This is a genomic window from Rhizobium sp. LjRoot258, assembly GCF_964254185.1.
Classification (GTDB): Bacteria; Pseudomonadota; Alphaproteobacteria; order Rhizobiales; family Rhizobiaceae; genus Rhizobium.
On sequence record NZ_CAXUST020000001.1, the window covers coordinates 599,966 to 618,962 of the forward strand.

19 protein-coding genes and 1 pseudogene are annotated in these 18,997 nt (G+C 60.7%); 9 read left to right on the top strand and 11 right to left on the bottom strand.

Translation table 11 applies throughout. From position 1 onward, the window contains the following. The first annotated feature begins 67 nt into the window (after window positions 1-67). Window positions 68-1,120: a zinc-binding metallopeptidase family protein gene (locus ACSQ9D_RS02960; RefSeq protein ID WP_436281092.1), complete on the top strand. Its 1,053-nt coding sequence runs from the start codon at window positions 68-70 to the stop codon at window positions 1,118-1,120. A gap of 27 nt (window positions 1,121-1,147) precedes the next feature. Here ACSQ9D_RS02960 and ACSQ9D_RS02965 read toward each other — a convergent pair whose 3' ends face one another. The 4 genes and pseudogenes from ACSQ9D_RS02965 to thrC form a co-directional block, all read right to left on the bottom strand. Beyond that, on the bottom strand, window positions 1,148-4,060 hold the full coding sequence (locus ACSQ9D_RS02965; protein ID WP_436281093.1) for an EAL domain-containing protein: 2,913 nt from the start codon (window positions 4,058-4,060) through the stop codon (window positions 1,148-1,150). Further along, entirely contained in the window at window positions 4,057-4,671 is a 615-nt protein-coding gene (locus ACSQ9D_RS02970; protein WP_025582160.1) for a GNAT family N-acetyltransferase, read from the bottom strand. Before ACSQ9D_RS02970 ends, ACSQ9D_RS02965 begins: the two co-directional genes overlap by 4 nt. A gap of 29 nt (window positions 4,672-4,700) precedes the next feature. Then, a complete protein-coding gene (locus ACSQ9D_RS02975; protein WP_024315824.1) occupies window positions 4,701-5,999 on the bottom strand; it encodes a M16 family metallopeptidase in 1,299 nt (432 codons plus the stop codon). A gap of 3 nt (window positions 6,000-6,002) precedes the next feature. Then, window positions 6,003-7,426 (bottom strand): annotated as a pseudogene (gene thrC, locus ACSQ9D_RS02980) (threonine synthase). A 228-nt stretch (window positions 7,427-7,654) separates the two neighbouring features. On the opposite strand from thrC, the gene ACSQ9D_RS02985 reads away from it, so the two are divergent. Both ACSQ9D_RS02985 and ACSQ9D_RS02990 read left to right on the top strand, forming a co-directional pair. Beyond that, on the top strand, window positions 7,655-8,305 hold the full coding sequence (locus tag ACSQ9D_RS02985) for a hypothetical protein (RefSeq protein WP_197066096.1): 651 nt from the start codon (window positions 7,655-7,657) through the stop codon (window positions 8,303-8,305). Window positions 8,306-8,360: 55 nt separating this feature from the next. Beyond that, a complete protein-coding gene (locus ACSQ9D_RS02990; RefSeq protein WP_436281094.1) occupies window positions 8,361-9,281 on the top strand; it encodes a diacylglycerol/lipid kinase family protein in 921 nt (306 codons plus the stop codon). Window positions 9,282-9,542: 261 nt separating this feature from the next. Here the strand turns inward: ACSQ9D_RS02990 and ACSQ9D_RS02995 are convergent, their stop codons facing one another. From ACSQ9D_RS02995 to ACSQ9D_RS03005, 3 genes are all read right to left on the bottom strand, one after another. Next, on the bottom strand, window positions 9,543-10,424 hold the full coding sequence (locus tag ACSQ9D_RS02995) for an MBL fold metallo-hydrolase (protein WP_436281095.1): 882 nt from the start codon (window positions 10,422-10,424) through the stop codon (window positions 9,543-9,545). A 214-nt stretch (window positions 10,425-10,638) separates the two neighbouring features. Then, window positions 10,639-11,328: an HAD family hydrolase gene (locus ACSQ9D_RS03000; protein ID WP_436281096.1), complete on the bottom strand. Its 690-nt coding sequence runs from the start codon at window positions 11,326-11,328 to the stop codon at window positions 10,639-10,641. A gap of 119 nt (window positions 11,329-11,447) precedes the next feature. Further along, on the bottom strand, window positions 11,448-12,134 hold the full coding sequence (locus ACSQ9D_RS03005) for an ArsR/SmtB family transcription factor (protein ID WP_436281097.1): 687 nt from the start codon (window positions 12,132-12,134) through the stop codon (window positions 11,448-11,450). Between the two features lie 72 nt (window positions 12,135-12,206). Here ACSQ9D_RS03005 and ACSQ9D_RS03010 point away from each other — a divergent pair, with 72 nt between their 5' ends. Continuing rightward, the gene (locus tag ACSQ9D_RS03010) at window positions 12,207-12,536 is read left to right on the top strand and encodes an NIPSNAP family protein (protein WP_037122702.1); all 330 of its coding nucleotides are present in this window, start codon (window positions 12,207-12,209) and stop codon (window positions 12,534-12,536) included. Continuing rightward, the gene (locus tag ACSQ9D_RS03015; protein WP_436281098.1) at window positions 12,533-12,886 is read left to right on the top strand and encodes an antibiotic biosynthesis monooxygenase family protein; all 354 of its coding nucleotides are present in this window, start codon (window positions 12,533-12,535) and stop codon (window positions 12,884-12,886) included. Before ACSQ9D_RS03010 ends, ACSQ9D_RS03015 begins: the two co-directional genes overlap by 4 nt. Before the next feature lie 333 nt (window positions 12,887-13,219). Here the strand turns inward: ACSQ9D_RS03015 and ACSQ9D_RS03020 are convergent, their stop codons facing one another. Then, window positions 13,220-13,510, bottom strand: coding sequence for a nucleotidyltransferase family protein (locus ACSQ9D_RS03020; protein ID WP_436283753.1), 291 nt, complete (start codon window positions 13,508-13,510; stop codon window positions 13,220-13,222). Between the two features lie 142 nt (window positions 13,511-13,652). On the opposite strand from ACSQ9D_RS03020, the gene ACSQ9D_RS03025 reads away from it, so the two are divergent. After that, on the top strand, window positions 13,653-14,783 hold the full coding sequence (locus ACSQ9D_RS03025; RefSeq protein WP_436281099.1) for a site-specific DNA-methyltransferase: 1,131 nt from the start codon (window positions 13,653-13,655) through the stop codon (window positions 14,781-14,783). 178 nt (window positions 14,784-14,961) lie between these two features. Continuing rightward, window positions 14,962-15,429: a DUF6790 family protein gene (locus ACSQ9D_RS03030; RefSeq protein ID WP_436281100.1), complete on the top strand. Its 468-nt coding sequence runs from the start codon at window positions 14,962-14,964 to the stop codon at window positions 15,427-15,429. Here the strand turns inward: ACSQ9D_RS03030 and ACSQ9D_RS03035 are convergent. Genes ACSQ9D_RS03035 through mutY form a run of 3 tightly spaced genes read right to left on the bottom strand, consistent with a single transcriptional unit; the run spans window position 15,417 to window position 17,488 of the window. Next, complete coding sequence (locus ACSQ9D_RS03035; protein ID WP_436281101.1) at window positions 15,417-15,782, bottom strand: nuclear transport factor 2 family protein; 366 nt, start codon at window positions 15,780-15,782, stop codon at window positions 15,417-15,419. The genes ACSQ9D_RS03030 and ACSQ9D_RS03035 overlap by 13 nt on opposite strands. Window positions 15,783-15,784: 2 nt before the next feature. Continuing rightward, the gene (locus tag ACSQ9D_RS03040) at window positions 15,785-16,393 is read right to left on the bottom strand and encodes an HAD family hydrolase (RefSeq protein ID WP_436281102.1); all 609 of its coding nucleotides are present in this window, start codon (window positions 16,391-16,393) and stop codon (window positions 15,785-15,787) included. 3 nt (window positions 16,394-16,396) lie between these two features. Further along, window positions 16,397-17,488: an A/G-specific adenine glycosylase gene (gene mutY / locus ACSQ9D_RS03045; RefSeq protein ID WP_436283754.1), complete on the bottom strand. Its 1,092-nt coding sequence runs from the start codon at window positions 17,486-17,488 to the stop codon at window positions 16,397-16,399. A gap of 97 nt (window positions 17,489-17,585) precedes the next feature. Here mutY and ACSQ9D_RS03050 point away from each other — a divergent pair, with 97 nt between their 5' ends. Both ACSQ9D_RS03050 and ACSQ9D_RS03055 read left to right on the top strand, forming a co-directional pair. Continuing rightward, window positions 17,586-18,074, top strand: coding sequence for a DUF721 domain-containing protein (locus ACSQ9D_RS03050; RefSeq protein WP_436281103.1), 489 nt, complete (start codon window positions 17,586-17,588; stop codon window positions 18,072-18,074). 160 nt (window positions 18,075-18,234) lie between these two features. Beyond that, entirely contained in the window at window positions 18,235-18,930 is a 696-nt protein-coding gene (locus tag ACSQ9D_RS03055; RefSeq protein ID WP_436281104.1) for a DsbA family protein, read from the top strand. The last annotated feature ends 67 nt before the right edge of the window (window positions 18,931-18,997 follow it).

Sequence of the window (18,997 nt, forward strand, 5' to 3'; positions counted from 1 at the left end):
TAGTCGAACACGCCCGCTGCGTTCCGCCTTGCGGGCTTTTTCGATGATGATATAGGCGAGGGGCGCGATGAGACTGTTTGCCTGCGACAACTGCGATCAGGTCGTACATTTCGACAACCGTCAATGCGTCCGGTGCAATCATCGGCTCGGCTTCCTGCCGAATGACCTTACCATGCATGCGTTGGAGCCGGTGGACGGTGATGTGTGGCAGCTAGCGGGCCGCCCGGATCGATCCGTCCGCTTTTGCGCCAATGCGGGGCTCGACATCTGCAATTGGCTGATCGGTGAGGGGGATGACGACGATTTCTGCGTCGCCTGCCGCCACAATCGACTGGTGCCGAACACCAACACACAGGACGGCGTGGACCGTTGGCGAAACATCAGCCAGGCACAGAGGCACTTGTTCTATTCACTCCTGCGGCTGAAGCTTCCGCATCCGGATCGGCAGCAGGATCCAGAGGGCGGCCTGGTGTTCGATTTCCTCGAGGACACCGTGCAGAGCGACGGCAACGTCGTTGCCGCGATGACGGGCCACGAAGAAGGAGTGATTGCGATCCGTGCGGCGGAAGCCGATGGCGTCACCCGCGAACTGGCGCGCACGTCGATGAACGAGCCCTATCGTACGCTGCTCGGGCACTTCCGCCATGAAACCGGACACTTTATCTGGAACAAACGGGTTCGCGACCGCAATGCCCTCGACGCCTTTCGCACAATCTTCGGCGACGAGCGACAGGACTACGCCACCGCGCTGCAGAACCACTATGCAAACGGAGCGCCGCTCGGATGGCAGGAAAACTTCATCAGCGCCTATGCGGCAGCACATCCCTGGGAGGATTTCGCCGAGTGTTTCGCCCACTATCTCCACATTGTCGACACTCTGGAGGCGGCGCGCGCCTTTGGGATTGCGATCGATCCCCGAGGACATGAGGAGATGGCGGCGGAGGTGGACTTCAAGCCGTATCGGGCGTGCAGCGCCGAGCAGCTTGTCAGCGCCTGGATTCCGCTGAGCGTGGCGATCAACGCCATCCAGCGCAGCATGGGGCAGCCGGATTCCTATCCATTCGTCCTGTCACCGCCTGTGGTGGCCAAGCTTGAATACGTGCATCAGCTCGTCCAGTAACGCGACGGCAGAGCCGTCGCGACCAGCTCACGCGCGTTTCGTCAGCGGGAACCGCTCCTTCAGCAAGCGCAATACGGATTCCGATGCCATTGGCGGCCCGAAAAGATAGCTCTGCCCAAAGGTACAACCCATCTTGGCGAGCTCGATCGCATCCTCGTTCGACTCGATCCCCTCGGCAACGACCTTCATATCAAGTTCGCGCGCCATGGCGATCACGGAGCGAAGCACGGTCGCCTTCCTGTCGCTGGCGTCGCGCACCATCGTCTTGTCGAGTTTGATCGTGTCGAACGGGAAGCGCGTCAGATAGGCGAGGGAGGAATAGCCGGTTCCGAAATCGTCGAGCGCAAGGCCGAGGCCCATTTCCCTCAGCTTCTCGAGCACAAGGCGTGCCTGTTCCGGGTTCTCCATGACCATGGATTCCGTGAGCTCGAGCTTCAAACGCGAAGGATCGCAATGGGTCTTCGCCAGCACCGACCGCACGTCGTCGTAGAGCTCGTTGTTCAGCAGCTGTGCACTGGAGAGATTGATCGAGACGAAGATCGGCAGCTCGCCGGTCTGGTTTTCCCAGCCCATCAGGTCGTTCGTCGCCTGCTCCAGAGCAAAGATCCCAAGCATGTCGATGATGTCTGATGTCTCCGCAATCGGAATGAACTCCGAGGGCGGGATGCTGCCGCGCTTCGGATGCTCCCATCGCATAAGGGCTTCAAAGCCAGCGATCTCCACGTCCTCCAGCCCGGCGATCGGCTGGTAAACCATCGACAGTTCCTTGCGCTCGATGGCGCGGCGCAGATCGGATTCGAGCTGCAGCCTGTCGGCCCCGAAATCGCGGAAGGCTGGTTGGAACGGCTCGACGCGATTGCCGCCGGCGCGCTTGGCGCGGTACATCGCGAGCTCCGCGTCGCTGAGCATGCCAGCGGCGCTTTCCTGTTGATCAACGAAGGAGGCAAGCCCGATCGATGCCGTCAGGATGATCTCGCGATTGGCGAAGTTGATCGGCACCATGATCGCCTTGCTGATTGCATCGGCGAAGTCGGCAACCTTCGTCGGATCACGCTCGGAAGTCAGGATGAGGCCGAACTGGTCGCCGGAGAGACGGGCGAGCGTATCCTGCGGTTTGAGCAGACGACGCAGGCGGCGCGTGAGCGCGATCAGGATATTGTCGCCAGCGGCGATCCCGAGCGTGTCGTTCACCAGCTTGTAGCGGTCGATATCGATCACCATGACGGTCGGGCGCAGCGTCTCGCCGCCGGGCGCCAGCGCAAGCACGGACTGCAGGCGATCGAGGAACAGCTGGCGGTTCGGCAGGCCGGTCAGATTGTCGTGCAGCGCGTCGTGCAGCAGCCGCTCGACGGAATTCTTCTGTTCGGTGACGTCGACGATCGTGCCGACGCAGCGGATGATCTCGCCGTTGGAGCCAAGCACCGGCCGGGCGCGGATGAGAAGCCAATGGAAATGACCGTCTTCCGCGCGGATACGGAATTCGTGGTTCAGCCGCCCGCGGCGATGTTCGAGCAGGACGTCGAGTGTCGCCCGAAAGCGATCGCGATCGTCAGGATGGAGCCGCGGCAGCCAGTTGCGGGCGGCGCCATGCATCGCGCCGGGCGGAAGGCCGAGCTTGACGGAAACATCCGGGATCGTGACGACGCGGTCGCGCGCCACATCCCAATCCCACACCATGTCGCCCGATCCCGTCAGAGCCAGCGATTGACGCTCCAGATCGGAAAACAGACCCTGCTGGAACGCGCCGCCGGCAAAGGCGTGCTGCATGACGGTAAAGCCGATCAGCAAGACGATGAGAACAAGGCCGCCACCGAGAGCCGGCTGGATGATGTCGTTGTCGAGCCGGCCGGTGATCGTCAGCCAGGCTCCGAAGATCCAGACGAGGATCAGCGCCCACGCAGGCACCAGCAGGATAGCGCGGTCATAGCGGTTGAGGCCGAGATAGACGATCAACAGAAGGCCCATCGTCGCGGTCAGCGCAAATGACAGGCGTGCGATGCCGGCGGCGATTGCCGGGTCGTAGATCGCGACGCCGAAGAGCAGCGCCAGGCCGAGCACCCAGGCAAGCGTCAGGTAACCGAGATGCGTGTGCCAGCGGTTGAGGTTGAGGTAGGTAAACAGGAAGATGACGAAGCTGGAGGCGAGGGCGACTTCCGCGCAGGCACGCCATATTCGCTGGTCGGTCGAAGCAATGCTGATCAGCTTGCCGAGAAAGCCGAAGTCGACGCAGATATAGCCAAGCACCGCCCAGGCGAGCGCGGCCGTTGCCGGAAGCATCGATGTGCCCTTGACCACGAAAAGGATCGTCAGGAACACCGCAAGCAGGCCGGCAATGCCGAGCACGATGCCGCGGTAGAGCGTGAAGGCGTTGATCGTGTCCTTGTAGGCGTCGGGTTCCCAGAGATAGATCTGCGGCAGCTCCGGCGTCGTCAGTTCGGCAACGAAGGTGATGACTGCGCCGGGGTTGAGCGTGATGCGGAACACGTCGGCCTCGTCGCTCGGCTGCCGGTCGAGTGCGAAGCCTTCGCTCGGCGTGATGGCGATGATGCGTTGCGAGCCGAGGTCCGGCCAGAACAGCTTCGAATTCACGAGACGGAAGTGGGGCGCTACGATCACGCGCTCAAGCTGCTCGTCGGAAACGTTGGCGAGCGCGAAGACGGCCCAGTCGCCCTGATGGTTGTCGGAACTGGCACGTACCTCAATACGGCGGCGGATACCATCGGCAGCGGCAGCGGTGGAAACCTGAAAGGCTTCCCCCTGATTGGCGTAAATTTCCGTCGTGGCAGTCAAATCGAGTGCGGTATCGTCGCGGGAGATCTTGACCGGTTCGGCTGCCTGAACATGACCTGCCGCTAGCATGAAGGCCGACAGCAAGAGCGCTGCGATCACCGCGATCAATCGTCCGGCCGGTGATGAGAGCAGCATGCGGTTGTTAGTCATCGGCTATCGGTTATCCTGCCTTTATCCGTGTCGGTGGCGAGCAATGAGAACATCACATGGTCGTGCCACTGACCGTTGATTTTCAAGTATCCGCGCAGATAGCCTTCCCGCTGAAACCCGGCTTTTTCAAGCAGGCGGATGCTCCGAGCATTGTCTGGAATACAGGCTGCTTCGATACGGTGCAACTCAAGCCCTGCGAAGATGTAGGGTATAACCAATTGAAGTGCGGCGAACATATGGCCCTGGCCGGCGTATGCCTCGCCCATCCAGTAGCCGATCATACAGCTTTGTGCTGCTCCACGGCGGATGTAGCCGATCGTGATGCCGCCGAGCAGCGTCGCGTTCTGCTTGTGAAACAGGAAGAGCGGAATGGCCTGGCCGGAGGCGTATTCCTGCTTGCCGCGGATGACGCGGGCGCGGTAGGCGCCCTCCGTCAACTCATCGCGGCGCCATGTCGGCTCCCACGGTTCCAGAAACTGCCGGCTGGCCGCCCGCAGCTTGTGCCACTGGTTGAAATCCTGGTAGCGCGGCAGTCGCAGCACATAGTGCTCGTTCTCGAGCTCCACTGAATCCGGCTGTCGCGACAGGAACCGAAAAACCGATTTTGGCATCGATCACTCCCGGCAGGATGGATGTCGGATCAGACGAGGGCCTGTTTGCTCTGAGGAGCGGGCGAGGAAAGAGACGCGGCGATGTCTTCCATCGGCGCCAGATGTTCGAGCGGGCCGATGGCCGAGAGCGTCGGCACGGTGTCGAAGAACAGGCGTCCTGCAAGATCCGTCAACCGTTCGACCGTGATGCCTTCCAACCGTTCCATCATCTCCGGGTTGGAAATGGGGCGGCCGTAGAGCATCATTTGCCTTGCGATCTGGCCGGCGCGGGCAGCAGGGCTTTCCTGGCCCATCAGCAGCTGGGCGCGGATCTGGGCGCGGGCGCGTTCGATTTCCTTCTGCTCGATGGTCGCTGCCGACTTGTGCAGCTCGTCAATGATAACGGGCACCAGTTCCGGCAGGTTCTCGCCGCCGGTGGCGGCATGGATGCCGAAGATGCCGGTATCGGAAAAGCCCCAGTGGAAGGCATAGATGGAGTAGCAGAGGCCGCGGATCTCCCGCACTTCCTGGAACAGGCGAGACGACATGCCGCCGCCGAGGATGTTGGCGAGAATCTGCGAACAGTAGAAGTCGCGGGCGTGATAGGCCTTGCCTTCGAAGCCAAGCAAAATCTGCGCATCCATCAGGTCGCGCGTCTCGCGGATATTGCCGCCGATATATTTTGCCGGCTCCATGACGGGCGTTGCCGATGGAGACGTCGGAAGGCTGGCGAAGCGTTCCTCGACCATGCGAACGAATTCGTCATGCTGGACGGCCCCGGTCGCGACGACGAACATCCGGTCGGTCGTGTAGTTGCGGCTGAGATAGCCGCGAATCTGCTGCGGCGTGAACGAAACCACCGTCTGCGGTGTGCCGAGGATCGCCCGGCCGAGTGTCTGGTCGCGATAGGCGGTCTCGGAAAACTTGTCGAAAACCACGTCGTCAGGCGTGTCGTTCGCGGCGTTGATTTCCTGCAGGATGACCTGCTTTTCGCGCTCGAGTTCTTCCTCCTCGAAGGCCGATTCCGTCAGGATATCGGCAAGGATGTCGACCGCGAGCGGCACGTGGTCCTTGAGGACGCGGGCATAGTAGGAGGTCGTTTCCGTGGAGGTCGCGGCATTGACCTCGCCGCCGACATCCTCGATTTCTTCGGCGATTTCACGGGCGCTGCGGCGTGCAGTGCCCTTGAAGGCCATATGCTCGAGCAGGTGGGCGATGCCATGCTCGTCTGTCGTCTCGTTGCGCGATCCCGATTTGATCCAAACTCCCAGCGCAACGCTTTCCAGATGCGGCATGGTCTGTGTGACTACTGTCAGCCCGGATTTGAGCCGGGTGCACTCAACTGTCATTGGCTATCTTTCTGCGCCTGCGTTACTTAGGCCCGAGCATGCTCGCCGATGAAGGTCTCAATGGCTTTGAGCTCAGGCTTCACAATCTGAAAGCGCTCCTCCTTGTGCATCAGATCAGCAAGCCACGTCGGAAGCGCGGGGTCAATACCGCAGGCCGATTTTACGGCGGCGGGGAATTTCGCCGGGTGTGCGGTGGCAAGGGTCACCATCGGCGTGTTCGGCTTCTCGTGCTTTCCTGCAACGAAGATGCCGATCGCCGAATGCGGATCGAGAAGATAGCCGGTTTCGGCGTAGGTTTTCTTGATCGTCTGGGCGACCTGCTTCTCGCTGGCGCGGCCGGCGCGGAAGTCCTTCTTGATGAAGGCTAGGGCATCCTTTCCAATTTCGAAGCCGCTGGACTGCTTCAGGCTGTCCATCGCTGCGCGAACCTTCGAGGCGTCGCGATCATAGGCTTCGAACAGCAGCCGCTCGAAGTTCGAGGAGATCTGGATGTCCATCGACGGCGAGGTCGTGGCCTTGACGGCCTTCATCTCGTAGCGGCCGGTTTTCAGCGTGCGGTCGAGGATATCGTTCTCGTTGGTGGCGACCACCAGCTTGCCGATCGGCAGGCCCATGCGCCCTGCGCAGTAACCGGCAAAGATGTCGCCGAAATTGCCGGTCGGTACGGTAAACGAGATCTTACGATCCGGCCCGCCGAGCGCGATTGCCGTCGTGAAGTAGTAGACGATCTGGGCCATGATGCGGGCCCAGTTGATCGAGTTGACGCCGGAGAGCTTGACGCGGTCGCGGAACGGCGCGTCGTTGAACATCGCTTTGACGAGGTTCTGGCAGTCGTCGAAATTGCCTTCGACGGCAAGCGCGTGAACGTTGGAGGCGGTGGAGGTCGTCATCTGGCGCTGCTGCACCGGCGAGACCTTGCCGTGCGGGAAGAGGATGAAAATGTCCGTGCGTTCGCGGCCGGCAAAGGCGTCGATCGCAGCTCCTCCCGTGTCGCCCGAGGTGGCGCCGACGATGGTCGCGCGCTCGCCGCGCTTTTCCAGCGCGTAGTCCATCAAGCGGGCGAGCAGCTGCATGGCGACATCCTTGAACGCCAGCGTCGTGCCGTGGAAGAGCTCCATGATGAAGCTGTTCGGGCCGGTCTGCACGAGCGGGGCGATCGCCGGGTGGCGGAAAGTGCCGTAGGCCTCATCGATCATCGCGCGGAAGGTTTCATCCGGAATTTCGCCGTTGGTGAAGGGCGACAGGATCGCAAAGGCGACCTCCTGATAGCTCTTGCCGCGAAGCGCGCGGATTTCCTTTTTCGAGAAATGCGGCCACTTGCGCGGCACATAGAGGCCGCCATCGCGCGCCAGACCCGCCAGCAATGCATCGCAGAAACCGAGGGAAGGGGCTTCGCCGCGGGTCGAGATATAATCCACTGTCGTCATCCTTGATGTGCCGGCCGGAGAAAGTCCGGGTTGGAGGGAAAGTATGCCTCGCGCCGCATCTCGCTTGCCCTGCCGGCCGTCGCCTGCGATCCCGAAATGTGCATCAAAACGGTTCTTACCCAATCGATTTTTGTTTGCGCCGCTGATATAGACCATCGCAAACTGTCACGAAAGGCCTGCCATCAAGTGATTGGGCCTGCCAAAAAACTTTGTGGAGAGGGTGGAATAATCGTGCTTGGCAAGGTCTCGCGTCTCATCGTTTCGGCTTCGTTTGCGACAATGCTCGCCGGCTGCAATTCACTCGGTGTCGGCGGTGGCTCAGACAGCGCAACGCCACCAGCCCAGCCGAATGGCAATGGGCAGATCATGCCGCTGGCGCCGGCCAATCCGTCGTCCAACAATCCTTCGATCGGTACCGCCACGACTGCGTCGGGCACAACTGCCCCCGTCGTCCAGGGTGCGTGCCCGCAGATGTTCATGAAGGACAGTGATGCGATCTTCCGCACCTATGCGGGCGGCGCCAAGACCGGCGATGCGCAGAAACTTGCCTACCAGGCATCGATCGGCGACTACACGCGCCAGTGCAGCCTGAACGACACGAACCTGACGATGACCGTGGTAGCGCAGCTTCGCGTTCTCGCTGGTCCGAGCGGTTCGTCCGGCAAGATCACACTCCCGGTTCGCATCACGGTCTACGACGGTGAGGACGCGCTCTATTCGGAGGTGACGAATTTCCCGGTCGAGGTCGGCTCGGGAGCCACGCAGGCCTTGTTCCGCAAGGACGGCATCAAGCTGCCGGTCGGTTCCGGCGCGCTGGTTCGTGTGAACATTGGCTTCGACCAGGGGCCGGTGCCGACGAGCAAGAAAAAGAAGACCTAAGGAACGCCCGTGTTTCCGCATCGCCATGCTGGCCGGCGCGGGGAGAGCAGATCGCTTGAAAATCGGTATCGTATTGAATCCGGCTTCGGGCCGTCGCGGGAAGAGGTTGTTCTGGTCGGCGCTGCGGCGCGCCATTGAGGCGAGATTTACCGATCTTAGCCTGCGTGAAACCAAGGGCTTCGGCGATGCCGAACGCTTCGGGCGCGAACTGGCGGATGACGGGGCCGATCTGGTGATCGCCGTCGGTGGCGACGGGACGATCGGCGAGGTGGCCGGCGGCATTTTGAAGTCGCATCGGCCGGCCACGGCTTTCTCTTTCATCGCCACTGGCACCGGATGTGATTTTGCCCGCAATTTTCCGATGTCGCGCGATCCTGCCAAGATTGCCCATGATCTGATCTCTCCTTCCGTTCGGCAGATCGATGCCGGATTGCTCACCTGCGACGATGAGGACGGCGATACGGTCGCGCGCCACTTCGCCAACATCGCGAGCTTTGGCGTGTCCGGTCATATCGTGCGTGCCGTCAATGCGGCGCGCAGGGGCAGACGCCTGCCGGGGCCGACAGTTTTCTTCTTCCACAGCCTGCTGCAGATCCTGCGCTACAACCCTCCCAATATCCGCCTTCGGCTCGATGAAGAGGATATTTACGAGGGTCCGATCACGGCGGTCGCCGTTGCCAATGGCGCCTGGTTCGGTGGCGGTATGAAGGTGGCTCCCGACGCGGATGTCGCCGATGGCCTGTTCGACGTGGTCATCATCCGCGGTGCGGGCAGGCTGAAGGTGCTGTCGCTGATGAACAGCATCTACAGTGGCGGTCACCTCAAGAGCCCGCTTGTCAGCATCCATCGCGCCAGGCTCGTTGAGGCTTGGCCGATTGGCAAGGCCGCGGTCCCTATCGACAGCGACGGCGAAGCGCCCGGGCAGCTCCCGGCGCGTTTCGAGATTTTGTCGGGCGCCCTCAGCTTGAAAGTGTAGCCTTTGCGGAGGAATTTGTGGCTGGCCTTCAAAACCGCCGCCTGGTCAAGCTGGGCGCCGGCGCACACTCCCTCAAGGAAGATCACCCCGCCGAGGCGATCGGCAGGGTCGTGGCTCGGTCGATGACCGAACACGGCTTGTGCAACAGCGCAGATCTGCGGAAAAGCAAAGGTTCGGAGCCAGATCCACGATGCTTCCTGTGGAATTGTGCGTGAACCAGCCAATGAAGCCGCTCGTTACAGCAGGCCGCGAGCGGCTCTCTTATGCGATATTCAACCCTTCTATGCGCGCCTGAACCGTCGCGCCGAGGTTGGTTTCGTGGCATTTTTCATAGAATTCCACCACGTGCGGTGCCATGTCGGCCGGGATTGCGACGAAATCCTGAAGCCGAAGGCCAGTTGATTTGCCTAGCTCGGGATTCGCTAGCTGTGCCTCGCTTAAATTTTCGACGCAGCCGGCTAATGCTTTGAAGTATAACAAGTTTTCGTTCACCGTCGAAGGAGAAAGCGTCCTCCCATGGGCAGGGATGACGAATTCTGCGTCCAAGTCGCGTATTCGTTCGAGGGATGAGCAGATCAGCCGAAGATCACGCGCATTTCTGCCCCAGACTTCCGGGATGGGGTACTCCACGGCGTCGACGGCCAAGCACACGCGGATTTCAGGAATCCATACCGCAATATGGTCAGGCGTATGCCCCGGTGTATGAATTAACTCGAGCGTCAGATCGCCGCCACGAAGGACCATTGAACCTGAAAAGGTAATGTCTGGACCTATCAGTTCGACGTTTCGAAATCGCGCATCCTCACGTGTCTTATCTTTCAGAACCTGAAAAGAAGACGGATCACTCAACCGTTCACGCGCTGCAGCGTGGGCCACGACAAGGGCTTTCCCTGCAATCGCGGCGTTGCCCCAGAAGTGATCCCAGTCCATGTGTGAGTTGACGACGACCAAGGGACGTGCGCGCACTTCCTCACCAAGTAGGTCCAGCGCCATCCGGCACAGCTCAGGCGTTCCGAGCGTGTCGATCAGGACGTTGAGTCTCTCGGTGCGTACGAACATGGCATCAACTTCGTCTCCTGCCCTGACAACGGTGATCCGATCGTCGAGTTCGGGAAGAGAGCACAATTCCACGGAAACGTTCATGCGAGACAGCCCCATTGAACGGAGATTGTTGCTTCGATATCTGAATAGGTCCGCTTTGTCGCGATGCAGAGAGCAGAAGTTCCGCTGCGACGGCGCAATTCATCGTAGTTCCCGCCGCAAAGGGGGCGCAGAGCTTCGGCTTCTGCGACCGGCTTGGAACTAGCTTCGGATAGGGCTGGGCGCGAGCGCCGCCTGCGCTCGAGAGCAAGCTGAGTTACAAAACGCCTTCCCACTCGGCGAGCGCGGCGACGACGCCGGGCAGATCGCTCATGCGGGAAATCACCGTTTCAGCGCCGGCATCGGTCAGCTTGTCGGCATGGGCGGGATAGGTGTGCGAGGCGCCGGTAAAGCCGATGACGCGCATGCCCGCAGCCCGCGCGGCGTGGATGCCATGAACGGAATCTTCGACGACAACGGCGCGATCAGGCGAAACGCCCATCTGCTTGGCGCCGTGCAGGAAGATGTCCGGCTTTGGCTTCACGCGATCGGGTCCGAGGTCCTTCGCCGAGAAGATGTGGGGCGCAAAGAGGGGCTTCAAGCCCACCTTGCCGAGCATCATGTCGAGCCGCGCGCTGCCGGAGTTCGAGCAGATGCAACGCTTCAGCTTCAGTCGCGAAATCGCGGTTTCGGCGCCTGATATCGCCTGCACCTCTTGCTCCAGACGGAGATCGAGCAGCTTCTCGGACTTATCAAGCAGGGAGGCCGGAATCGGAATGCTGGCCTCGCGCTCGACCTGGAAGAGAATGTTCTGCCAGGTCATGCCCGCGAAGCGCTCGCCCATTTCCTCGACGCTGATCGGGTAGCCCGCTTCGGTGAGAAGCTTGGATTCCACATCCGCAGCGATGATTTCCGAATCGACCAGAACGCCGTCGCAGTCGAAGATGATGAGGTCGAAGCCGTCCATTTACTCGCGCCTTGTTTGGGATGATGCCCCTTTACACGATGCCTGGGCGAAGCTCAACCGATAGCAGGGCATGGCTGGATTGCGCGCCGCGGGCGGCTTGGATCTTGCGGTCGTCGCGGCTATTTGGTGGCGGGAAACAGGGCGAGAAACTGTCGTTCGCCTTCCGGGGAAAATATGACGGAGCGGCTTTTCGCGGTGCGACGGGCCCAACCCTTCTCCAGGAAATTGGAAAGCAGCGCCTTGCCGAGGCTGCCGGCGAGATGCGCCCGTCGCTCGCTCCAGTCCAGGCAAGAGCGGCAGAGCGGTCGGCGCGACGACTTCAGGGCATGCACATCTATGCCAATGCGCCTCAGTTCGCTTTCGCCGTTCTCCGTTAATTCAAGGCCTTCGCCGATCGCATCGATCGCGCCACGGGCAATCAGGCTGTCCAGCATCCGCACCCCGTAATCGCCGGCGAGGTGATCGTAGCAGATGCGGGCTTTGCGCAAGGCCGGCTCCTTCGGCCCTGGCTTGTAGCGCAGATGGCCGCGCCCGGCCGCAAAGCCCATGATGTTTTCCAGGAATTTGCCGACGCTGTCATCTGCCAAGGTGAAATAGCGATGGCGGCCCTGCTTGCGTTGCACGAGCAGATTGCCTGCCTCGAGCTTGGCGAGGTGCGTGCTTGCGGTCTGCACGGTAATGCCGCCCACCGCTGCGAGCTCTGTCGCCGTCAACGCCTTGCCGCCCATTAGCGCGGTCAGCATGTTGGCACGGGCGGGGTCGCCGATCAGCGCACCGATCTGGGCTATGTCAGGTCCTTCATTCATACTTCGATCTTAACCGAAGCATCGTCGTCCGGCAATGTGCGAAAAAGGTTTCCAGATAACGAGGAGACGACGATGATTACCTGTTTCATCCGCTATGAGATCGATCCGTTCAAGAAGGACGCCTTTGCCGAATATGCCCGCAACTGGGGCCAGGCGATCCCGCGCAACGGTGCCGATCTGATCGGTTATTTTGCACCGCATGAGGGCTCGGCGACGACCGCCTACGGCGTCTACAACATCGAGAGCCTCGCCGCTTACGAAGCCTATCGCACTCGTCTTGCCACAGATCCGCTCGGCAAGGAAAACTATGAGTTTGCCAAACGCGAACGTTTTCTCCTGAAGGAAGATCGCATCTTCCTCAGGAACATTTCCCTGCCTCACGCAAAGCTGGTGATGCCATGATCGCTGTAATCTTCGAAGTCCTGCCCTTCATGGGCGAGCGCCACACCTATCTCGATCTCGCCGGCAAGCTTCGGGGTGAACTGGAAAAGATCGACGGCTTCATCTCGATCGAGCGCTTCGAAAGCCTCACCAACCGCGGCAAGCTGCTCTCGCTGTCCTTCTGGCGCGATGAAGAGGCAGTAGGGGCATGGCGAAACCTGGAGGCGCATCGCGCCGCCCAGCACGCCGGCCGCAACGGTGTCTTCGCGGACTATCGGCTGCGCATCGGGCATATCGTCCGCGACTACGGCATGAGCGAGCGAGCGGAAGCTCCCGCCGATAGCCGCAAGGTGCATGACGTCGCCACTTAGGCCTCGTTCGCGAAACGCTTGCACAGATCGTCGACGGCGCCGCGGAATCTCATCGACGACGACACCCTGAAGGATCTTGCCGGAGAGACCGTATTATTCGTGGCGCACGCCGGTTCCGATTGCTTTGACGTGCGGCCAAGAAACCTTTGGATGGATTGCCATGACGTCTTATGGCAGGGCTCGGCTTGCTTCCGAGATGATTTCAATAGCGCGTTGCAGTCATGGCGAAGCGGCCAGTCATTCTGGTAGTCGAAGAAGGACCGGCAGGCGCATGTACGATGCCTTCAACCGTCTCGCGCATATCATCGAGCACGTGCCTGATGTCGCGCGGCATCAAAAGACCTGCATGGCCGATTTTTCGATCCTGGATCGAAGGCGCGGATGTAAACCGTCACGCGTTGTAATGTCGGCGTCGAGCCTTTCCTCGAGCATCAGCTTGATGCCGATCAGATCGAAAGCGTTGAAACGACTGCTCGGGTCGTAATCGATGAACAGATCGATATCACTTTCCCGTTCCGCCTCATCACGGGCTACCGAGCCAAAGAGATAAAGCGAAGTAGCACCGAGTGCGCGGATCGCTTCGGGGTTGCGCTTCAATCGTCCGATTGTTTCGCTCCTTCTCATGTCATCTATCGATAGCATTCCGCTGCGGTTTTCCACGAGACGAGTTATTTTCCCGAAATCGCTCACGCCTTCAGGCTTTGGTAACCAAACTGAGTAACCATAACAGACAGTAAAAGCGTAATATGTATGAGCGAGTTTCCAGATGGCGTCAGTATTTCCGCTTGCCGATCTCAAGGCCTCCGCAAAGCCGGACTCCTGGATCGACACGATCATCAAGGGCGATTGCGTTGCTGCCCTTGAAGCCCTGCCGAACCACTCCGTAGACGTCATTTTCGCTGACCCGCCCTACAACCTCCAGCTCGGCGGCACCTTGCATCGTCCCGATCAGTCGCTGGTCGACGCCGTCGATGACGAATGGGATCAGTTTGCCTCCTTCGAAGCCTACGATGCCTTCACCCGCGCCTGGCTGCTCGCCTGCCGCCGCGTGCTGAAGCCGACGGGCACGATCTGGGTGATCGGCTCCTATCACAATATTTTCCGCGTCGGCGCCACGCTGCAGGACCTGAACTTCTGGATCCTGAACGACATCGTCTGGCGCAAGACCAACCCGATGCCGAACTTCAAGGGCCGTCGCTTCCAGAACGCGCATGAGACGATGATCTGGGCGAGCCCGAACGCCAAGGCCAAGGGCTACACGTTCAACTACGACGCAATGAAGGCGGCGAACGACGACGTGCAGATGCGCTCTGACTGGCTGTTCCCGATCTGCAGCGGCAATGAGCGCCTGAAGGGCAACGACGGCAAGAAGGTGCATCCGACACAGAAGCCGGAAGCGCTGCTTGCCCGCGTCATCATGGCCTCCTCGAAGCCAGGCGACATCATCCTTGACCCGTTCTTCGGCTCGGGCACGACGGGCGCCGTCGCCAAGCGCCTCGGCCGCCACTTCGTTGGCATCGAGCGCGAGCAGGATTACATCGACGCGGCTTTTGCTCGCATCGAAGCGGTCGAGCCGCTCGGCAAGGCCGAACTGACCGTCATGACCGGCAAGAAGCAGGAAGTCCGCGTGGCTTTCAACGTGTTGGTCGAAAGTGGTTTGATCAAGCCCGGCCAGGTGCTGACCGATGCGAGACGCCGTTACAGCGCGATCGTTCGCGCTGACGGCACTGTCGCCTCCGGTGGCGAGGCAGGTTCCATTCATCGCCTTGGGGCAAAGGTCCAGGGCCTTGATGCATGCAACGGATGGACATTCTGGCACTTCGACGACGGGCAGTCCCTGCGCCCGATCGACGAGTTGCGGTCCGTTATACGCAGTGATCTGGCAAAGGCGGAATGACACGCGCCTCGACCTGATCGAGACTGCCTTCTTCCGGTGTTTTGTACCTCCAGTTACGGAAGAAGGCCTGGCGCCCGGGGATCAACACCCCGGGCGCTCTTCATTTTGGCTCGCGCGGCAGCGCAATTCCGTGTCATGTATCGGCGACTGATGATCCGAAGCAGGCAAGGAACCCGCCATGTATTTTGCGATCATACTGTTGCTGATGCTTGTTCTGCCGTTGGGCTCCGTTGTCGCCGAAGCGCTCTGGAGCACAGATGCCAACCTCGTCTTCCTCGTCGGAAAATGGTTCGTCTTCTGGGGCCTAGGCCTGCGTCTGCTTGTTGCCAGCCTGAAGCAGATCATCAATCCGGCCTTCACGGCCGAGACGATTTTCGGTGTGACCGATCATAAAGCCCAGTCGCTGGTGCAGGAGATCGGCTTTGGCAACCTGTCGATCGGTATGTTCGGCTTGCTCAGCCTCTTCGAGCCGCAGTGGATTGTCCCGGCAGCGATTACCGGCAGCCTGTTCTACGGGCTTGCCGGTCTCAAGCATCTCCTTGAGCCGACCAGAAACCGGTCGAGGAACATCGCCATGATCTCCGACCTGTGGCTCTCTCTTGTCCTCGTCTTCTATCTTTCCGCGGCGTTTTTTCAGAACGCCTGATAGTCCGTCACTTCGACGTGGGTGACACGACCATCTTCGTTGAAGGTGATCGTCTCTTCGCCCTCCCGCACCAACGGTTTTCCCGTCTTGCTGTGCGTCGCGCGAACCGACCACACGGCGCGGCCGGCATTCGGGCTGACCTTCTCGACCAGCGTGTCGATTGCCGTCTGGTCCGGGTAGTCGTCGAAATACTTGCGGAAGGCGACCATGATGTCGGCTCGGCCGGAAAGGCTTCCAACACCATTCGAGACATAGGTCGCATCTTCCGCGAAGCAGTTCTCGATCGTATCGAAATCGAGCGCATTGATGGCGCCGTGGAAGCGCTTGATTTCCTCAACCGGATCGAATGCCATGGTCAGACCCTCACGCCGTACGCCGCAAGATCGGCACGCAGCTTGTCGGCGCCGGTGAAGAGAACGGCATTCCAGCCGGCGGCTTTGGCGCCCTCGACGTTGGGGGCGGAGTCGTCAATGAAGATCGTCGCCGCCGGATCGAGGCCGAAGCTCTTCGCATGCGTTTCGTAGATCGCGATATCGGGTTTGATCAGGCCGACGTCGCCGGAGACCGTGACGCCGCGCGGCTTGGTCAGGAACGGGAAGCGGACCTGTGCCTCGCGGAAGGTGTCGGATGCGAAGTTGGTCAGCATCGTCACATCCTTGCCGTCGGCAATCAGGCCCTCCATGATCGCGACGCTGTCGTGGTAGGGGTGCGGGACCATCTCATGCCAGTGCTTCCGGAACGCGCGGATATGCTCCTCATGATCCGGATGAACCTCGATCAGCAGGGCTTCGGCATCGGCCCAGGTGCGGCCGCGGTCCTGCTCGACGTTCCAATCATGGGTGCAGACATTCTCGAAGAACCACTTGCGCTCGCCGTCATCAGGAATGAGGCGGCTGAACGGAATACTCGGATCGTAATGGATGAGAACTTTTCCGATGTCGAAAACAATATGATCAATGGGCATCGATTAATCCTTGGCATGTTTGAACGCGAGCGGGATAGCCGCGGCGATTGCTTTTTTCATGACAGTCGGCAGCGCCTGCGAGTCAAGATTTGTAACCGCTTCCCACCAACCGTTATCTGTTTGAATTAGCAACGGGATCGCGACCCGGTAGATCGAAAGCCGGAGTTCGAAATGGGTGAAGACGTGGATCACGGTCCCGCAAGGCTCCCAGGCCGCCGGGAAAGGCGCCGCGTCGGCCGACGTCGTTCCGTCCTGTCGCGCAGTCCAATTCGTCGTCGGCACTTCGGTCATGCCGCCGAGCAGGCCGCTCTCGATGCGCCGCCGCAGCAAGATGTCGCCATCCGCCGTCACCGCGATGAAGGCCGCGCCATGTCGGACCGGCTTTTCTTTCTTGGCCGCCTTGACCGGGAAATGCTCAGGATCGTGCAGCCGCAACGCTTCGCACGATCCCCGGAAGGGACAGAGCGAACAAGCTGGCCGCTTCGGCGTGCAGATGGTGGCGCCGAGATCCATCATTGCCTGCGCAAAGTCGCCGGGCCGGTGCTGCGGCGTCAGTAGCGCAACCTTCTGCTTCATCAGTGGCTTGGCTGCGGGCAGCGGCGTGGCGATCGAAAACAGGCGGGAGATCACACGCTCGACATTACCGTCCATGACCGCGGCTTGCCGGTTGAAGGCGATCGCCGCCACTGCGGCAGCGGTATAGTCGCCGATGCCGGGAAGCGATTTCAGACCCTCTTCGGTGCTTGGAAAGACGCCATCATGGTCGCGTGCCACGGCCTCGGCGCATTTCTTGAGGTTGCGGGCGCGGGCGTAATATCCGAGCCCGGCCCAGGCCGCCATCACGTCTTCGCTGGCGGCATCGGCAAGATCCCGCACGGTCGGCCAACGTGCCAGGAAGTTGGCGAAGTAGGGCTTTACCGCTGGCACCGTGGTCTGCTGCAACATCACCTCGGAGAGCCAGACATGATAGGGGTCGGCCTTGATGCCGCGCGCCGCCATCGGCGGCGAAACCCGCCACGGCAGGTCTCGATGGTGCCGGTCATACCAGTCGAGAAGGGGCTTGGCGGCGGGCGCGTCCAGTGTCTTTGATGTCATCATTTGCCGTCGTCAGGGGAAGTGCCCTATACTTGGCGAAGCAATGCCGCGCGATCAAGGCAGTGGTGCCGGATGGCAGCGCGATGTGAAGGTTTCGATGAGTTATCCACGCAAAGGTGAAAAGCAGATCGCCGAATTGGCGAACGGGCTGATCGATCCGGTGCTTGCAAAGCGCGCCGGCATCAACACGGCGCTGCTCGGCTCGTGGGACGAGATCGCCGGCGCGGAATTTGCCGATTGCACCCGGCCGGAAAAGATTGCCTGGGCGCGCGGCAATGATGACGGAGGATTCCGTCCGGGCGTGCTCACGATCGCCTGCGAGGGCGCCCGAGCACTCTTTTTGACCCATGCGCAGGGCGAACTCATCCAACGCGTCAACAGTTTCTTCGGCTTCGCCGCCGTTCACCAGATCCGCATCGTCCAGAAGCCTGTCTATCAGGCGGTCAAGCGCTCCCGCACGCCCCCGCCTCTGAAGGGTGCGGCGGCCGCAAAGCTGGAGGATATGATGGAGGGCATCGAGGGTGACAGGCTGCGCGAAGCGGTGAAGCGTCTCGGCACGGCCGTGCTGGGGAAGCGCGATCGCTAGCGCCTTCCAAGTATTGTCGCGGCAATTCTGTCCGCGATTTAATCTGGCCGTCCAACCAAGGTCACAATTCTTTGAAGAAAGTTGGCGAAGCGTGCCTTGTTCAGGGCTTCGAGCCGTTATATCGCACTGTCAGCCACTACTCTCATTCATGGGGAACTTCATGCCGATTTCCGAAATGCAACTGACGAAACGCCAGCTCCTGGGCGGCGTGGCTGCCGCGACCGCGACGACCCTTGCCGGTTTCGGCACCGCGCATGCCGCCACCGAAATGCCGCAGTCCGATGGCGACGTCGACATGGCCGCCGTGCTGAAGGCGGGCGAGTTGCCGGAAATGGCACTCGGCAAGGAAGACGCCCCGGTCACGATCGTCGAATACATGTCGATGACCTGCCCGCACTGCGCCCACTTCCACACGACGACCTTCGACGAAATCAAGAAAAAGTACGTCGATACGGGCAAGGTGCGGTTCATCATCCGCGAATTCCCGTTTGATCCGCGTGCGGCTGCCGCCTTCATGCTGGCCCGCTGCAATCCTTCCAAGCCGGAAGAATTGAGCACGGCCGAACAGTATTTTCCGATGGTCGCCATGCTGTTCAAGCAGCAGCAGACCTGGGCTGCCGCCGACGATGGCCGCGCTGCACTGCTTCAGATGTCCAAACTTGCCGGATTTACTGAGGATAGCTTCACGAAGTGCTTGACGAACCAGAAGCTGCTGGATGAAGTGAACGCAACGCGGGAAAGGGGTTCCAAGGAGTTTGGCGTCAATGCCACACCGACTTTCCTCATCAACGGCAAGCGCTATTCTGGAGACATGACGGTTGACACCATGTCGGCCCTTATCGACAGCCTGCTCTAAACTGAACCGTATCCGATCGACGGGCGACGGCGGAAGCCGTGCGCCCGTCGTTTGCTTTGTGCGGCGC